Genomic DNA, 14,335 nt, shown 5'->3' with positions numbered 1-14,335 from the left:
CCTGTGAAAACCTGATGTTGGTTGTGTGATGCCTGCCGTGATGTCGAACCGCCGATGAGCCTGTCGTCCGATCTGCCCCCAGAACTTGCCCATGGCGGCGTGCGCGCAGCCGATCGCCTGGGATTTACCCTGTTCCTGGCGGCGCTGCTGCACCTGGCCCTGATCCTCGGCCTGGGCTTTTCCTTCGCCGAACCCAAGGCCATCAGCAAGACCCTGGAAATCACCCTGGCCACCTTCAAGAGCGAAACCAAGCCGAAGAAGGCCGACTTTCTCGCCCAGGAGCATCAGGAAGGCAGCGGCACCCTGGACAAGAAGGCCATTCCGAAAACCACCGAAGTGGCACCATTCCAGGACAACTCGGTGAAAAAGGTGGTGCCCCCGCCGTCGGTCAAGCCCGAGGTCAAGGAAGCCGCGCCCAAGGCCGCCGTGGCCACCACCGCGCCAAAGCCGAAAAAGACCGTGACCCAGCGCGAAGAGGTCAGGAAAGACCCGACGCCCAAGGCCGACACCCCGACCTTCGACAGCTCCCAGCTGTCCAGCGAGATTTCCAGCCTGGAAGCGGAACTGGCCAACGAACAGCAGCTGTACGCCAAGCGCCCGCGCATCCACCGCCTGAGCGCGGCCTCCACCATGCGCGACAAGGGCGCCTGGTATAAGGACGAATGGCGCAAGAAGGTCGAGCGCATCGGCAACCTCAACTACCCCGAGGAAGCGCGACGCAAGCAGATCTACGGCAACTTGCGGCTGATGGTTTCGATCAACCGCGACGGCTCGCTGTATGAAGTGCTGGTGCTGGAATCCTCCGGCCAGCCGCTGCTGGACCAGGCCGCCCAGCGCATCGTGCGCCTGGCCGCGCCGTTCGCGCCCTTCACCGGCGACCTGTCGGACATCGACCGCCTGGAAATCATCCGCACCTGGCGCTTCGCCCGGGGCGACAAGCTGTCGAGCAACTGATCCGCCCCCGCCAGGCAGGCATAAACAGCAACGCCCGGGCAGGAGCCGACTTGCCGGCGAAAAGGCCCGCGCGACGCAAACCCCATCGACGCCTTCGCGATAAGCCAGCCCCCACCGGGTGACGCTTGTCAGCCGGGCCCGCCACCGCCACACTAGCGCTCATGAAAAATGTCAGCCCAAGCTATCTCAAGCATCACTTCCTGATCGCCATGCCCCATATGGCCGACCCGAACTTTGCGCAGACCTTGACCTACATCGTCGAGCACAACGCCAGTGGCGCCATGGGCCTGGTGATCAACCGGCCCCAGGACCTGAACCTGGCGGATATCCTCGAACAACTGCGCCCCGACGAAGAGCCGTCGCTGCTGTGCCAGCACGTGCCGATCTTCAGCGGCGGCCCGGTACAGACCGATCGCGGCTTTGTCCTGCACCCCAGCGGCCCGGTCTACCAGGCCACGGTGGAGCTCGAAGGGCTGTCACTGTCCACCTCTCAAGATGTGCTGTTTGCCATCGCCGACGGCGTCGGCCCGAGCAAGAGCCTGATCGCCTTGGGCTACGCCGGCTGGGAAGCCGGGCAACTGGAAGCCGAGCTGGCGGACAATGCCTGGCTGACCTGCCCCTTCGACGCCGACATCCTGTTCAACACCAGCAGCGAACTGCGCCTGGAAGCCGCCGCCCGGCACCTGGGGGTCAACCTCAGCCTGCTCACCAGCCAGGCGGGCCACGCCTGATGGCCTTGCGACTGATCCTCGGCTTCGACTACGGCACCAAGCAGATCGGCGTCGCCGTCGGCCAGGCCATCACCGGCCAGGCCCGCGAACTGTGCACCTTGAAGGCGCAGAACGGCGTGCCGGACTGGAATCAGGTGGAGGCGCTGATCAAGGAGTGGAAACCCGACGCCGTGGTGGTGGGCCTGCCCCTGAACATGGACGGCACGCCCAGTGACATGTGCGTACGTGCCGAGAAGTTCGCCCGGCGCCTGAACGGCCGCTTCAATGTGCCCTTCTATACCCACGATGAACGCCTGACCACCTTCGAGGCCAAGGGCGAACGCCTGGCCCGGGGCGGACAGAAAGGCAGTTACCGCGACAACCCGGTGGACGCCATCGCCGCGGCCCTGCTGCTGCAGGGCTGGCTCGATGAAAACGCCGACCTGTTGAACACCTGAAACCAATCCCGAAGATGCGCGGCCCCTGGCTGCGCGCCTCCTGGCCCGACAGCCGCAAGTCCCCGCGCCCAGCTGCCCGGCGCGAGCCCACGAAGGAGCCACCATGAGCCTGCCCAATCCCGCCGCCCTGATCAGCCAGATGGCCACTGATCTCAACGCCCACCTGGCCCAGCGCGCTATCAGCGAGCCACGTTTCATCGGTATCCGTACCGGCGGCGTCTGGGTGGCCCAGGCCCTGCTGGAAGCCCTGGGCAGCGACGCGCCCCTGGGTACCCTGGACGTGTCCTTCTACCGCGACGACTTCAGCCAGAACGGCCTGCACCCGCAAGTGCGTCCCTCGGAGCTGCCGTTCGAGATCGAAGGCCAGCACCTGGTGCTGATCGACGACGTGCTGATGAGCGGCCGCACCGTGCGCGCGGCCCTCAACGAACTGTTCGACTACGGCCGCCCGGCCAGCGTGACCCTGGTCTGCCTGCTGGACCTGAACGCCGCCGAGCTGCCGATCCGGCCGAATGTGGTGGGCGCGACCCTGTCGCTGGCCGCCCACGAGCGGGTAAAATTGTCCGGTCCTGCGCCGCTTCAACTCGAGCTCCAAGACCTCGCCCTCTAACTCGCCCTTTTAAGAGTCCATTGCGATGACGCCTCTAGACGCCAAGCGCCCGCTGCAGCTCAACGATCAGGGCCAGCTGCGCCATTTCCTGTCCCTCGACGGCCTGAACCGCGAGCTGCTGACAGAAATCCTCGACACCGCCGACTCGTTCCTCGAAGTCGGCGCCCGGGCGGTGAAGAAAGTCCCGCTGCTGCGCGGCAAGACCGTATGCAACGTGTTCTTCGAGAACTCCACCCGGACCCGCACCACCTTCGAACTGGCGGCCCAACGGCTGTCGGCGGACGTGATCACCCTGAATGTCTCGACCTCCTCGGCGAGCAAGGGTGAAACCTTGCTGGACACCCTGCGCAACCTGGAAGCCATGGCCGCCGACATGTTCGTGGTGCGCCACGCCGACTCCGGCGCCGCGCACTTCATCGCCGAACACGTGTGCCCGCAGGTGGCGATCATCAACGGCGGCGACGGCCGTCACGCCCACCCGACCCAGGGCATGCTCGACATGCTGACCATCCGCCGGCACAAGGGCGGCTTCGAGAACCTCTCGGTGGCCATCGTCGGCGACATCCTGCACTCGCGGGTAGCGCGTTCGAACATGCTGGCGCTCAAAGCCCTCGGTTGCCCGGACATCCGCGTGATCGCGCCGAAGACCTTGCTGCCCATCGGCATCGAGCAGTACGGGGTCAAGGTCTACACCGACATGACCGAAGGCCTTAAAGATGTCGACGTGGTGATCATGCTGCGCCTGCAACGCGAGCGCATGCAGGGCGGCCTGCTGCCCAGCGAAGGCGAGTTCTACCGCCTGTTCGGCCTGACCACCGCGCGCCTGGCCGGGGCCAAGCCCGACGCCATCGTCATGCACCCGGGCCCGATCAACCGTGGCGTGGAGATCGAATCGGCGGTGGCCGACGGTCCGCACTCGGTGATCCTCAATCAGGTGACCTACGGCATTGCAGTGCGCATGGCCGTGCTGTCCATGGCCATGAGCGGGCAGACCGCCCAGCGACAATTCGAGCAGGAGAACGCCCAGTGAAGCTCAGCATTCTCGGCGCCCGCGTCATCGATCCAAGCAGCGGCCTGGATCAAACCACTGATCTGCACCTGGAAGCCGGCAAGATCGTCGCCATCGGCGCCGCCCCCAATGGTTTCAATGCCGTCACCACTATCGACGCCAAGGGCCTGGTGGCCGCGCCCGGCCTGGTGGACCTGAGCGTGGCCCTGCGCGAGCCGGGCTACAGCCGCAAGGGCAGCATCGCCAGCGAAACCCGCGCCGCCGCAGCCGGTGGCGTCACCAGCCTGTGCTGCCCACCGCGCACCAAGCCGGTGCTGGATACCTCGGCCGTGGCCGAACTGATCCTCGACCGCGCCCGCGAAGCCGGCAACAGCAAGGTGTTCCCCATCGGCGCCTTGAGCAAGGGCCTGGAGGGCGAGCAACTGGCAGAGCTGATCGCCTTGCGTGACGCCGGTTGCGTGGCTTTTGGCAACGGCCTGGAGGGTTTTCGCAGCACCCGCACCCTGTGCCGCGCCCTGGAATACGCCGCCACCTTCGACCTGACGGTGATCTTCCACTCCCAGGACCGCGACCTGGCCGAAGGCGGCCTGGCCCATGAAGGCGCCACCGCGAGCTTCCTCGGTTTGCCGGGCATCCCGGAAAGCGCGGAAACCGTGGCCCTGGCCCGGGACCTGCTGCTGGTGGAACAGAGCGGCGTGCGCGCCCACTTCAGCCAGCTGACCAGCGCCCGCGGCGTGGAACTGATTGCCCAGGCCCAGGCCCGCGGCCTGCCAGTGACCGCCGATGTTGCCTTGTACCAGCTGATCCTCACCGACGAGGCGCTGATCGACTTCTCCAGCCTGTATCACGTGCAGCCGCCGCTGCGCTCGCGGGCCGACCGTGATGCCCTGCGCGAAGCGGTGAAATCAGGGGTGGTGCAGGCCATCTCCAGCCATCACCAGCCCCATGAGCGCGATGCCAAGCTGGCGCCGTTCGGTGCCACCGAGCCAGGCATCAGCAGCGTCGAACTGTTGCTGCCGCTGGCCCTGACCCTGGTACAGGACGGCCTGCTGGAGCTGCCGACCCTGCTGGCGCGCCTCAGCGCCGGCCCGGCCGCCGCCTTGCGCCTGCCAGCGGGCAAGCTGGTGGAAGGTGGCCCGGCGGACCTGGTGCTGTTCGACCCGGCCAGCTCCACCGTGGCCGGCGAGCGCTGGCTGTCCAAGGGCGAGAACTGCCCGTTCCTCGGCCACAGCCTGCCGGGCGCGGTGCGCTACACCCTGGTGGATGGACACATCAGCTATCAGGGCTGAGGTCCACGGCGCCGGCCTTTGCCGGCGAGCCGGCTCCCACATGGAGCCGGCTCGATCCGTCAGCGGCGCTTGGCGTTTTCCAGGGACACCTGATCGTTCAGGGTCCAGAAGTCATACAGCACCCCAATGAAGAACAGGCCACCGGTGAACAGGTAGAGCACCCCGCTCAGCCATTTGCCCTGGTACATGCGGTGCACGCCGAACACCCCGAGAAAAGTCAGCAGAATCCAGGCCACGCTGTATTCCAGCGGACCTGCGGTGAACCTGAAGTCCGCTTCCCGGTCCATGGACGGGATCAGGAACAGGTCGATCAGCCAGCCAATGCCCAACAGACCGAAGGTGAAGAACCAAATGGTCCCGGTCACCGGCTTGCCGTAATAGAAGCGGTGAGCGCCGGTAAAACCGAAAATCCACAGCAGATAACCGATCACCTTGCTGTGGGTGTCGTGGGGGAATGCATCCTGACGATAGGTGTTCATTAAGTGCCTCTTTGCAGGTGATAGATAAATATTCTTGAAAACTTTGTGACTTTTTTACGGGCATTCGACATGCGGCCAATGTTACCTTCTGCTCCGTCGAGGCCTTGTACCGCCTGACTTCCGACGTTTTTCTGCGTCAAGTTGCCACCTCTTTGCCGAAGTTGACCCCAAGGTTGAATCGACAAACGGCCACGGAAGTGACCTGAAAGCTGTTATAAAGTTGCGCGCTAACCAAATATGAGCCTTGCCTAATGCGACCATTTTTCAAGACATGGCTAACCATTTGCCTATTAATGCCCCTGGCCGCCCACGCCACCAACCGTGAGCAACGACTTCCCAACGTTAATGGCTACACCCCGAAACCTCATGTTTCGACGGTCACCGCCAAGAACAAGACTTCGATCAAGCACCCTACCCGCCTGAGCAAGGCCGACAGCAAGCTGGTAGCCAACAACGCCGGCCGGCCGAGCACCACGGTCCTCAGCCGCGCGGTCAACGTCCTCGGTACTCCTTATCGTTGGGGCGGCAGCAGCCCAAGTAAAGGCTTCGATTGCAGCGGCCTGGTACGTTACGCCTTCAACGACGTAGCCGCCGTGGACCTGCCACGCACCTCCAACGCCATGGCCAGCGGCCACGGGCAGAAGGTGGAGCGCAAGGACCTGAAACCCGGCGACCTGCTGTTTTTCAACATCAAGAGCCGCAAGGTCAACCACGTCGCCATCTACCTGGGCGAAGACCGCTTTATCCACGCCCCACGGCGCGGCAAGGCGGTGACCATCGACACCCTGAAGAAGCCCTACTGGCAGAGCCACTATGTGGTTGCCAAGCGGGTCCTGCCCAAGGAGCACGCGCCCCTGCGGGTCGTGCAGCGCTGATACACCGATTCGCCGGCAAGCCGGCTCCTACCCCCAACCGTAGGAGCCGGCTTGCCGGCGAATGCATTTCCAGCCCGGTCAAAAACTCTCCGGCACCCGTGCCTGCTCACGCGCCTGTTCACGACTGATCAACCCCTGCCCAAGCAACACCTTGAGGCTCATGTCCAGCGTGCGCATGCCCTGGCCGCCACCGGTCTGGATCGCCGAATACATCTGCGCCACCTTGTCCTCGCGGATCAGGTTGCGGATCGCCGGGCTGCCCAGCATGATCTCGTGCGCCGCCACCCGGCCACCGCCCACCTTCTTCAGCAGCACCTGAGCGATCACCGCCTGCAGCGACTCGGCCAGCATCGAGCGCACCAGGGCCTTCTCCTCCCCCGGGAACACGTCCACCAGCCGGTCGATGCTCTTGGCCGCGGATGCCGTGTGCAGGGTGGCGAACACCAGGTGCCCGGTTTCGGCAGCGGTCAGGGCCAGGCGGATGCTTTCCAGGTCCCGCAGTTCTCCCAGCAGGATCACATCCGGATCCTCGCGCAACGCCGCGCGCAAGGCGGTGGCGAAACTCTGGGTATCGCGTTGCACCTCGCGCTGATGCACCAGGCAGCTTTTCTGCGGATGCACGAACTCGATGGGGTCCTCGATGGTGAGAATGTGCTGCTGCCGATGTTGGTTCAGATGATCGATCATCGTCGCCAGCGTGGTGGATTTGCCGCTGCCGGTAGGCCCGGTGACCAGCACCAGCCCGCGGGGCAACTCGGCAATCTGCCGAAACACTGGCCCCAGCCCCAATGCCTCCAGGCTCTGTACCTGTGGCGGGATCAGCCGCAGCACCGCACCGGCGCCACGGGCATGCTGGAAAGCATTGACCCGGAACCGCGCCACGCCCGGCAGGTCGTAGGCGAAGTCCAGATCCTGGGTGGCGGCGAATGCCTGGCGCTGTGCTTCGCTCATCAGGCCATGAATCAGGGCCAGCACCTGGCGCGCATCCCGGGCCGGCCCCTGCATCGGGGCAATATCGCCATCGATGCGCAGCAACGGTGCCAGGCCAGCCGAAAGATGCAGGTCCGAAGCGCCCCGGGAAACGCTCAAGGTCAGGAGTTCGGTGATGTCCATAGAGCCCCCCAATTCCAGTAGAATGCCGCGAGCTTCAGACCCGCTCGCGCCCGGCAGCTTCGATTGCCCGGCGGCGGACAGTGTCCGGCACGGCCCTTGAGCGCTGCTCGGGCCGGTCGGCAAGCGAGGTCTGGTGGATTCACGCGGCGGCCGCTGGTCAGGGCCGCCGGTACTTTTGAGACGAAATCGAATGTCCACGATAGCAGACAACATTGCCCAGGTAGCCGAGCGCATCCGCAACGCCTGCCAGGCCACACAACGTGACCCGCACGGTGTCCAACTGCTGGCGGTGAGCAAGACCAAACCCGCCGCCGCCCTGCGCGAGGCCTATGCAGCCGGCCTGCGGGATTTCGGCGAGAACTACCTGCAGGAAGCCCTGGGCAAACAACAGGAACTGGCCGACCTGCCCTTGAGTTGGCACTTCATCGGCCCCATTCAGTCGAACAAGACCCGTGCCATCGCCGAGCACTTCGCCTGGGTGCACTCCGTGGATCGCCTGAAAATCGCCCAACGCCTGTCCGAGCAACGCCCGGCCGACCTGCCGCCGCTGAACATCTGCATCCAGGTGAACGTCAGTGGCGAAGCCAGCAAGTCCGGCTGCAGCCCGGCCGACCTGCCAGACCTGGCCAGCGCCATCAGCGCCTTGCCGCGCCTGCAACTGCGTGGACTGATGGCGATTCCCGAGCCCACCGAGGATCGGGCCGCCCAGGAGGCCGCCTTCGCGGCGGTACAGGCCTTGAACAATCAACTGCGGGACAGCCTCAAGCTGCCCCTGGACACCCTTTCCATGGGCATGAGCCACGACCTCGAAGCGGCCATCGCCCAAGGCGCCACCTGGGTGCGGATCGGCACCGCGCTGTTTGGCGCCCGCGACTACAGTCAGTCCTGATGCGACTGACCCTGACCTCTCATAAGGACCTGTCATGAACACGACTCGTATCGCTTTTATCGGTGCCGGCAACATGGCGGCCAGCCTCATCGGTGGCCTGCGGGCCAAAGGCCTGGAGGCGGCGCAGATCCGCGCCAGCGACCCCGGCGCCGAAACCCGCGCCAAGGTGGCGGCCGAGCATGGCATCCAGGTCTTCGCCGATAACGCCGAGGCCATCGATGGCGTCGACGTGATCGTCCTGGCGGTCAAGCCCCAGGCCATGAAAGCCGTGTGCGAGGCCCTGCGTCCGAGCCTGCAGCCGCAGCAACTGGTGGTGTCCATCGCCGCCGGCATCACCTGCGCCAGCATGAACAACTGGCTTGGCGAACAACCCATAGTGCGCTGCATGCCCAACACTCCGGCGCTGCTGCGCCAGGGCGTCAGCGGTCTGTATGCCAATGCCCGGGTCAGCGCCGAACAGCGCCATCAGGCCGAAGAGCTGCTGTCCGCCGTGGGCATCGCCCTGTGGCTGGAGCAGGAGCAGCAACTGGACGCGGTGACCGCCGTATCCGGCAGCGGCCCGGCGTATTTCTTCCTGCTGATCGAAGCCATGACCGCCGCCGGCGAGAAACTCGGCCTGCCCCGGGAAACCGCCGCCCAACTGACCCTGCAAACCGCCCTGGGAGCGGCCCACATGGCCGTTTCCAGCGATGTCGATGCCGCCGAGCTGCGCCGCCGCGTGACCTCGCCGGCCGGCACCACGGAAGCGGCGATCAAGTCGTTCCAGGCTGGAGGCTTCGAAGCCCTGGTGGAAAAAGCATTGGGTGCCGCCGCGCACCGCTCGGCCGAAATGGCCGAACAACTGGGCCAATAAGGAGCCAATGATGATTGGATTGAACACCGCCGCGGTGTACGTGCTGCAAACCCTGGGCAGCCTGTACCTGCTGATCGTGCTGATGCGTTTCGTCCTGCAACTGGTGCGCGCCAACTTCTACAACCCGCTGTGCCAGTTCATCGTGCGGGCCACCCAGCCACTGCTCAAGCCGATGCGCCGGGTCATCCCGAGCATCGGCGGCCTGGACATGTCTTCACTGCTGCTGGCGATCCTGGTGCAGCTGGCGCTGATGGCCCTGACCCTGCTGCTGACCTACGGCACCACCGGCAACCCGCTGCAACTGCTGATCTGGTCGATCATCGGCGTGACCGCGCTGTTCCTGAAGATCTTCTTCTTCGCCCTGATCATCAGCGTGATCCTGTCCTGGGTCGCACCTGGCAGCCACAACCCCGGCGCCGAGCTGGTGAACCAGATCTGCGAGCCGGCCCTGGCGCCGTTCCGCCGCATCCTGCCGAGCATGGGCGGCCTGGATATCTCGCCGATCCTGGCCTTCATGGTGCTCAAGCTGCTGGACATGCTGGTGATCAACAACCTGGCGGCCATGACCATGATGCCGGACATCCTACGCCTGCTGATCTGACCGGCGGACTGTCTGCGTGAGCTATTTCCGCTGGGACGGTGAGGATCTGATCCTCGATTGCCACCTGCAACCCAAGGCCAGCAGCGACGAGTTCGCTGGCCTGCATGGGGAGCGCCTGAAAATCCGCCTCACCGCGCCGCCCGTGGAAGGCAAGGCCAATGCGCACCTGATGGCGTTCCTGGCCAAGGCTTTCGGTATCCCCAAGAGCCATGTGAGCCTGGTCAGCGGCGAGTTGAACCGGCAGAAACGGGTGCGCCTGCAAGCGCCAAAAAAACTGCCGGACCTGCCCGGACTGGCCCGCCCCTCCTGATTCGCCGGCAAGCCGGCTCCTACGCCCCATGTCCGCCGTAGGAGCGGGCTTGCCAACCAAGCTCCCCCGCCATTTCCCCCGACGAAACACAGCCCCGGGCTTTGCTTGCCGCTGGAGACAGCGGTCTTTAGACTTACGCCTCATTTGAACGAGAGCAGGATCGATGCCAACTGCCTTTCCCCCCGATTCTGTTGGTCTGGTCACACCGCAACTGGCCCACTTCAGCGAACCCCTGGCCCTGGCCTGCGGGCGCTCGCTGCCAGCCTACGACCTGATCTATGAAACCTATGGACAGCTCAACGCCAGCGCCAGCAACGCGGTGCTGATCTGCCACGCCCTGTCCGGCCATCATCACGCTGCCGGCTACCACAGCGTTGATGACCGCAAGCCCGGCTGGTGGGACAGCTGCATCGGCCCGGGCAAGCCGATCGACACCAACAAGTTCTTCGTGGTCAGCCTCAACAACCTCGGCGGCTGCAACGGCTCTACCGGCCCCAGCAGCATCAATCCGGACACCGGCAAGCCGTTCGGCGCCGACTTCCCGGTCTTGACCGTGGAAGACTGGGTGCACAGCCAGGCACGCCTGGCGGACCGCCTGGGCATCGGCCAGTGGGCGGCGGTGATCGGCGGCAGCCTGGGTGGCATGCAGGCCCTGCAATGGACCATCACCTACCCGGACCGGGTACGGCACTGCCTGGCCATCGCCTCGGCGCCCAAGCTCTCGGCGCAGAACATCGCCTTCAACGAAGTGGCGCGCCAGGCGATCCTCACCGACCCGGAATTCCACGGCGGCTCGTTCCAGGAACAGGGCGTGATCCCCAAGCGCGGCCTGATGCTGGCGCGGATGGTGGGGCACATCACCTACCTGTCCGACGACTCCATGGGCGAGAAATTCGGCCGCGGCCTCAAGAGCGAGAAGCTCAACTACGACTTCCACAGCGTCGAGTTCCAGGTGGAAAGCTACCTGCGCTATCAGGGCGAGGAATTCTCCGGGCGGTTCGACGCCAACACCTACCTGCTGATGACCAAGGCCCTGGACTATTTCGACCCGGCGGCGAACTTCGACGACGACCTGGCCAAGACCTTCGCCAACGCCAGCGCCAAGTTCTGCGTGATGTCCTTCACCACCGACTGGCGCTTCTCCCCGGCCCGCTCCCGGGAGCTGGTTGACGCGCTGATGGCCGCACGCAAGGACGTCTGCTACCTGGAGATCGACGCACCCCAGGGGCACGACGCCTTCCTGATCCCGATCCCGCGCTACTTGCAGGCCTTTAGTCACTACATGAACCGCATAACGCTGTGAGGACACGATGAGAGCCGATCTGGAAATCATCCAGGAATGGATCCCCGCCGGCAGCCGCGTCCTCGACCTGGGCTGCGGTAACGGCGAGCTGCTGAGCTGGCTGCAGGAACACAAGCAAGTCACCGGCTACGGCCTGGAAAACGACCCGGACAACATTGCCCAGTGCGTGGCCAAGGGCATCAACGTGATCGAACAGGACCTGGACAAGGGCCTGGGCAACTTCGCCAGCAACAGCTTCGACATCGTGGTCATGACCCAGGCCCTGCAAGCCGTGCACTACCCGGACAAGATTCTCGACGAGATGCTTCGGGTCGGTCGCCAATGCATCATCACCTTCCCCAACTTCGGTCACTGGCGCTGCCGCTGGTACCTGGCCAGCAAGGGCCGGATGCCGGTCTCGGAGTTCCTGCCGTACACCTGGTACAACACGCCGAACATCCACTTCTGCACCTTCGAGGACTTCGAGGAGCTGTGCCGCGAGCGCCAGGCCCGGGTGATCAACCGCCTTGCCGTCGATCAACAACACCGCCACGGGTGGGCCAGTAAGCTATGGCCTAATCTGTTGGGAGAGATCGGCATCTACCGCGTCAGCAGTCCCGGCCTGCAAGAGCACAAAGTCGCGGTATAAACCACGTTGCATCGAGGAGAACCATCATGGGACGTCTGGTGACATTTCTATTGGCTGCCTGCCTGAGCGTAAGCGCCCTGGCGGCGGACACGATCAAGGGTGAACGCAAGGAAGTGTTCGGTGACATCACCGTGCACTACAACACCTTCAACTCCACCTACCTGCAGCCAGACATCGCCAGGGCGGCGGAGCTGGTTCGCAGCAAGAACCAGGGCGTGATCAACGTTTCGCTGATCAAGGATGGCAAGCCGCTGGTCGGCCAGGTCAGCGGCACGGTCAAGGACCTGACCAGCAAGAGCATCCCGCTGAAGTTCCGCCAGATTACCGAGCAAGGCGCGATCTACTACATCGCCCAGTTCCCGGTGGAGCAGCAGGAAACCCGTACCTTCAGCATCACCGTGCAAACGGGTGGTGACACCAACAGCTTCAGCTTCAACCAAGAGCTATTCCCGGGCGAATAATGAACCTTACGCAACTCGTACTGGCCAGCCACAACGCCGGCAAACTCAAAGAACTCCAGGCCATGCTCGGCGCCTCGGTGCAACTGCGCTCGATCGGCGAGTTCAGCAGCGTCGAGCCCGAGGAAACCGGCCTGTCGTTCGTCGAAAACGCCATCCTCAAGGCACGCAACGCCGCGCGCATTTCCGGCCTGCCGGCACTGGCCGACGACTCCGGCCTGGCGGTGGACTTCCTTGGCGGCGCGCCGGGCATCTACTCGGCGCGCTATGCCGACGGCCAGGGCGACGCGGCGAACAATGCCAAGTTGCTGGAAGCCCTGAAAGACGTCCCTGAAGCTCAGCGCGGCGCGCAGTTCGTCTGCGTTCTGGCCCTGGTGCGGCACGCCGACGATCCGTTGCCGATCCTCTGCGAAGGCCTGTGGCACGGGCGCATCCTCACGGCTGCCAGCGGCGAGCACGGCTTCGGCTACGACCCGCTGTTCTGGGTGCCGGAACGTGACTGCTCCAGCGCCGAGCTGGGCCCGGTGGAGAAAAACCAGCTCAGCCACCGCGCTCGCGCCATGGCCATTCTGCGGCAACGCCTGGGCCTGCAATGAGTCATGACCCTTCTGCGTCGCCGCTGATTCTCGGCGGCGCGCCAACGCCTCGGGCGGCGCTGCCCCAGTTGCCGCCCCTGGCGCTGTACATCCACATCCCGTGGTGTGTACGCAAATGCCCTTATTGCGATTTCAACTCCCACGCTGCCAGCCCGACGTTGCCGGAAGAAGAGTACGTCGACGCCCTGCTGGCCGACCTCGACCTGGAGCTGCACGCGGTCTATGGCCGACAGCTGAGTTCGATCTTCTTCGGTGGCGGTACCCCGAGCCTGTTCAGCGCCCAGGCCCTGGGCCGGCTGCTTGAGGGCGTGGAACAGCGCATCCCCTTCGCCAGCGACATCGAGATCACCCTGGAAGCCAATCCCGGGACCTTCGAGCAGGAGAAGTTCACCGCCTACCGCGCCCTGGGGATCAACCGCCTGTCCATCGGCATCCAGAGCTTCCAGGAACAGAAACTCAAGGCCCTGGGTCGCATCCACAACGGTGACGAAGCGGTACGCGCCGCCGGCATGGCGCGCCAGGCCGGGTTCGACAACTTCAACCTGGACCTGATGCACGGCTTGCCGGACCAGTCCCTGGACGATGCCCTGAGCGACCTGCGCCAGGCCATTGCGATGAAGCCGACCCACCTATCCTGGTATCAGCTGACCCTGGAACCCAATACGGTGTTCTGGAACCAGCCGCCGGTGCTGCCGGAAGACGACACCCTGTGGGATATCCAGGAAGCCGGCCAGGCCCTGCTGGCCGAGCATGGCTACGCCCAGTACGAAGTCTCGGCCTACGCCCAGCCCGGCCGCGCGGCGCGGCACAACCTGAACTACTGGAGCTTCGGCGACTTCATCGGCATCGGCGCCGGTGCCCACGGCAAGCTCAGCCACCCGGACGGGCGCATCCAGCGCACCTGGAAGACCCGCCTGCCCAAGGACTACCTGAACCCGGCCAAGCCATTCAAGGCCGGGGAAAAGACCCTGGGCAACGACGAGCTGCCGTTCGAGTTTCTGATGAACGCCCTGCGCCTCACCGACGGCGTCGACGCCGCGCTGTTCGCCGAGCGCACCGGCCTGGACCTGGCCAGCCTTGCCGAAGGTCGGCGCCAGGCCGAACAAAGCGGCTTGCTGCAGGTCGAACCGTCACGCCTGGCGGCCACGGCCCGTGGGCAACTCTTCCTCAATGACCTGCTGCAATACTTTCTGATCTAAG

General features: G+C 64.8%; 18 protein-coding genes. 16 read left to right on the top strand and 2 right to left on the bottom strand.

Annotated elements, in window-relative coordinates; genetic code table 11:
* Nucleotides 1-54: 54 nt before the first annotated feature.
* The 6 genes from BLV47_RS00825 to BLV47_RS00800 all read left to right on the top strand — a co-directional run bounded on the left by BLV47_RS00825 (nt 55) and on the right by BLV47_RS00800 (nt 5,030).
* A complete protein-coding gene (locus tag BLV47_RS00825; protein ID WP_092308818.1) occupies nt 55-954 on the top strand; it encodes an energy transducer TonB in 900 nt (299 codons plus the stop codon).
* 161 nt (nt 955-1,115) lie between these two features.
* On the top strand, nt 1,116-1,685 hold the full coding sequence (locus BLV47_RS00820; protein ID WP_092308815.1) for a YqgE/AlgH family protein: 570 nt from the start codon (nt 1,116-1,118) through the stop codon (nt 1,683-1,685).
* Nucleotides 1,685-2,122, top strand: a complete 438-nt coding sequence (gene ruvX / locus BLV47_RS00815) for a Holliday junction resolvase RuvX (RefSeq protein WP_092308812.1) — start codon at nt 1,685-1,687, stop codon at nt 2,120-2,122. Before BLV47_RS00820 ends, ruvX begins: the two co-directional genes overlap by 1 nt.
* A gap of 103 nt (nt 2,123-2,225) precedes the next feature.
* A complete protein-coding gene (gene pyrR / locus BLV47_RS00810) occupies nt 2,226-2,732 on the top strand; it encodes a bifunctional pyr operon transcriptional regulator/uracil phosphoribosyltransferase PyrR (RefSeq protein WP_092308809.1) in 507 nt (168 codons plus the stop codon).
* Between the two features lie 25 nt (nt 2,733-2,757).
* Nucleotides 2,758-3,762, top strand: a complete 1,005-nt coding sequence (locus BLV47_RS00805) for an aspartate carbamoyltransferase catalytic subunit (RefSeq protein WP_092308806.1) — start codon at nt 2,758-2,760, stop codon at nt 3,760-3,762.
* Nucleotides 3,759-5,030, top strand: coding sequence for a dihydroorotase (locus BLV47_RS00800; RefSeq protein WP_092308803.1), 1,272 nt, complete (start codon nt 3,759-3,761; stop codon nt 5,028-5,030). The genes BLV47_RS00805 and BLV47_RS00800 overlap by 4 nt, the downstream gene beginning before the upstream one ends.
* A 59-nt stretch (nt 5,031-5,089) precedes the next feature.
* On the opposite strand, the gene BLV47_RS00795 is transcribed toward BLV47_RS00800, so the two are convergent.
* Nucleotides 5,090-5,509: an NINE protein gene (locus BLV47_RS00795; protein ID WP_092308800.1), complete on the bottom strand. Its 420-nt coding sequence runs from the start codon at nt 5,507-5,509 to the stop codon at nt 5,090-5,092.
* A 251-nt stretch (nt 5,510-5,760) separates the two neighbouring features.
* Here BLV47_RS00795 and BLV47_RS00790 point away from each other — a divergent pair, with 251 nt between their 5' ends.
* Entirely contained in the window at nt 5,761-6,384 is a 624-nt protein-coding gene (locus tag BLV47_RS00790; RefSeq protein WP_047289730.1) for a C40 family peptidase, read from the top strand.
* 78 nt (nt 6,385-6,462) lie between these two features.
* Here BLV47_RS00790 and BLV47_RS00785 read toward each other — a convergent pair whose 3' ends face one another.
* Nucleotides 6,463-7,497, bottom strand: a complete 1,035-nt coding sequence (locus BLV47_RS00785) for a type IV pilus twitching motility protein PilT (protein ID WP_092308797.1) — start codon at nt 7,495-7,497, stop codon at nt 6,463-6,465.
* 190 nt (nt 7,498-7,687) lie between these two features.
* Between BLV47_RS00785 and BLV47_RS00780 the strand changes: the two genes are divergently transcribed.
* The 9 genes from BLV47_RS00780 to hemW all read left to right on the top strand — a co-directional run bounded on the left by BLV47_RS00780 (nt 7,688) and on the right by hemW (nt 14,334).
* Nucleotides 7,688-8,386, top strand: a complete 699-nt coding sequence (locus tag BLV47_RS00780; RefSeq protein WP_092308794.1) for a YggS family pyridoxal phosphate-dependent enzyme — start codon at nt 7,688-7,690, stop codon at nt 8,384-8,386.
* Nucleotides 8,387-8,420: 34 nt separating this feature from the next.
* The gene (gene proC / locus BLV47_RS00775; protein WP_092308791.1) at nt 8,421-9,239 is read left to right on the top strand and encodes a pyrroline-5-carboxylate reductase; all 819 of its coding nucleotides are present in this window, start codon (nt 8,421-8,423) and stop codon (nt 9,237-9,239) included.
* 10 nt (nt 9,240-9,249) lie between these two features.
* Nucleotides 9,250-9,840, top strand: coding sequence for a YggT family protein (locus tag BLV47_RS00770; RefSeq protein WP_011064014.1), 591 nt, complete (start codon nt 9,250-9,252; stop codon nt 9,838-9,840).
* A gap of 16 nt (nt 9,841-9,856) precedes the next feature.
* On the top strand, nt 9,857-10,150 hold the full coding sequence (locus BLV47_RS00765) for a DUF167 domain-containing protein (RefSeq protein WP_092308788.1): 294 nt from the start codon (nt 9,857-9,859) through the stop codon (nt 10,148-10,150).
* Between the two features lie 163 nt (nt 10,151-10,313).
* Nucleotides 10,314-11,453: a homoserine O-succinyltransferase MetX gene (gene metX / locus BLV47_RS00760; protein WP_092308785.1), complete on the top strand. Its 1,140-nt coding sequence runs from the start codon at nt 10,314-10,316 to the stop codon at nt 11,451-11,453.
* Between the two features lie 7 nt (nt 11,454-11,460).
* Nucleotides 11,461-12,081, top strand: coding sequence for a methionine biosynthesis protein MetW (gene metW, locus BLV47_RS00755; protein ID WP_092308782.1), 621 nt, complete (start codon nt 11,461-11,463; stop codon nt 12,079-12,081).
* 26 nt (nt 12,082-12,107) lie between these two features.
* Complete coding sequence (locus BLV47_RS00750) at nt 12,108-12,542, top strand: DUF4426 domain-containing protein (protein WP_092308779.1); 435 nt, start codon at nt 12,108-12,110, stop codon at nt 12,540-12,542.
* The gene (gene rdgB, locus BLV47_RS00745) at nt 12,539-13,135 is read left to right on the top strand and encodes an RdgB/HAM1 family non-canonical purine NTP pyrophosphatase (protein WP_167365682.1); all 597 of its coding nucleotides are present in this window, start codon (nt 12,539-12,541) and stop codon (nt 13,133-13,135) included. Before BLV47_RS00750 ends, rdgB begins: the two co-directional genes overlap by 4 nt.
* Entirely contained in the window at nt 13,132-14,334 is a 1,203-nt protein-coding gene (hemW, locus tag BLV47_RS00740; RefSeq protein ID WP_092308773.1) for a radical SAM family heme chaperone HemW, read from the top strand. Before rdgB ends, hemW begins: the two co-directional genes overlap by 4 nt.
* The last annotated feature ends 1 nt before the right edge of the window (nt 14,335 follow it).

It is taken from the genome of Pseudomonas saponiphila (assembly GCF_900105185.1).
Taxonomy (GTDB): domain Bacteria; phylum Pseudomonadota; class Gammaproteobacteria; order Pseudomonadales; family Pseudomonadaceae; genus Aquipseudomonas; species Aquipseudomonas saponiphila.
Note: the sequence above shows the minus strand (reverse complement) of the source record. Positions and strands in the feature narration are given on the sequence as shown.

Coding starts and splice junctions, on each gene's coding strand:
- hemW (WP_092308773.1), top strand. CDS start 13,132: ATGAGTCATGACCCTTCTGCGTCGCCGCTGATTCTCGGCGGCGCGCCA.
- metW (WP_092308782.1), top strand. CDS start 11,461: ATGAGAGCCGATCTGGAAATCATCCAGGAATGGATCCCCGCCGGCAGC.
- ruvX (WP_092308812.1), top strand. CDS start 1,685: ATGGCCTTGCGACTGATCCTCGGCTTCGACTACGGCACCAAGCAGATC.
- BLV47_RS00820 (WP_092308815.1), top strand. CDS start 1,116: ATGAAAAATGTCAGCCCAAGCTATCTCAAGCATCACTTCCTGATCGCC.
- BLV47_RS00750 (WP_092308779.1), top strand. CDS start 12,108: ATGGGACGTCTGGTGACATTTCTATTGGCTGCCTGCCTGAGCGTAAGC.
- BLV47_RS00785 (WP_092308797.1), bottom strand. CDS start 7,497: ATGGACATCACCGAACTCCTGACCTTGAGCGTTTCCCGGGGCGCTTCG.
- BLV47_RS00780 (WP_092308794.1), top strand. CDS start 7,688: ATGTCCACGATAGCAGACAACATTGCCCAGGTAGCCGAGCGCATCCGC.
- BLV47_RS00825 (WP_092308818.1), top strand. CDS start 55: ATGAGCCTGTCGTCCGATCTGCCCCCAGAACTTGCCCATGGCGGCGTG.
- proC (WP_092308791.1), top strand. CDS start 8,421: ATGAACACGACTCGTATCGCTTTTATCGGTGCCGGCAACATGGCGGCC.
- metX (WP_092308785.1), top strand. CDS start 10,314: ATGCCAACTGCCTTTCCCCCCGATTCTGTTGGTCTGGTCACACCGCAA.
- BLV47_RS00805 (WP_092308806.1), top strand. CDS start 2,758: ATGACGCCTCTAGACGCCAAGCGCCCGCTGCAGCTCAACGATCAGGGC.
- BLV47_RS00790 (WP_047289730.1), top strand. CDS start 5,761: ATGCGACCATTTTTCAAGACATGGCTAACCATTTGCCTATTAATGCCC.
- BLV47_RS00795 (WP_092308800.1), bottom strand. CDS start 5,509: ATGAACACCTATCGTCAGGATGCATTCCCCCACGACACCCACAGCAAG.
- pyrR (WP_092308809.1), top strand. CDS start 2,226: ATGAGCCTGCCCAATCCCGCCGCCCTGATCAGCCAGATGGCCACTGAT.
- BLV47_RS00770 (WP_011064014.1), top strand. CDS start 9,250: ATGATTGGATTGAACACCGCCGCGGTGTACGTGCTGCAAACCCTGGGC.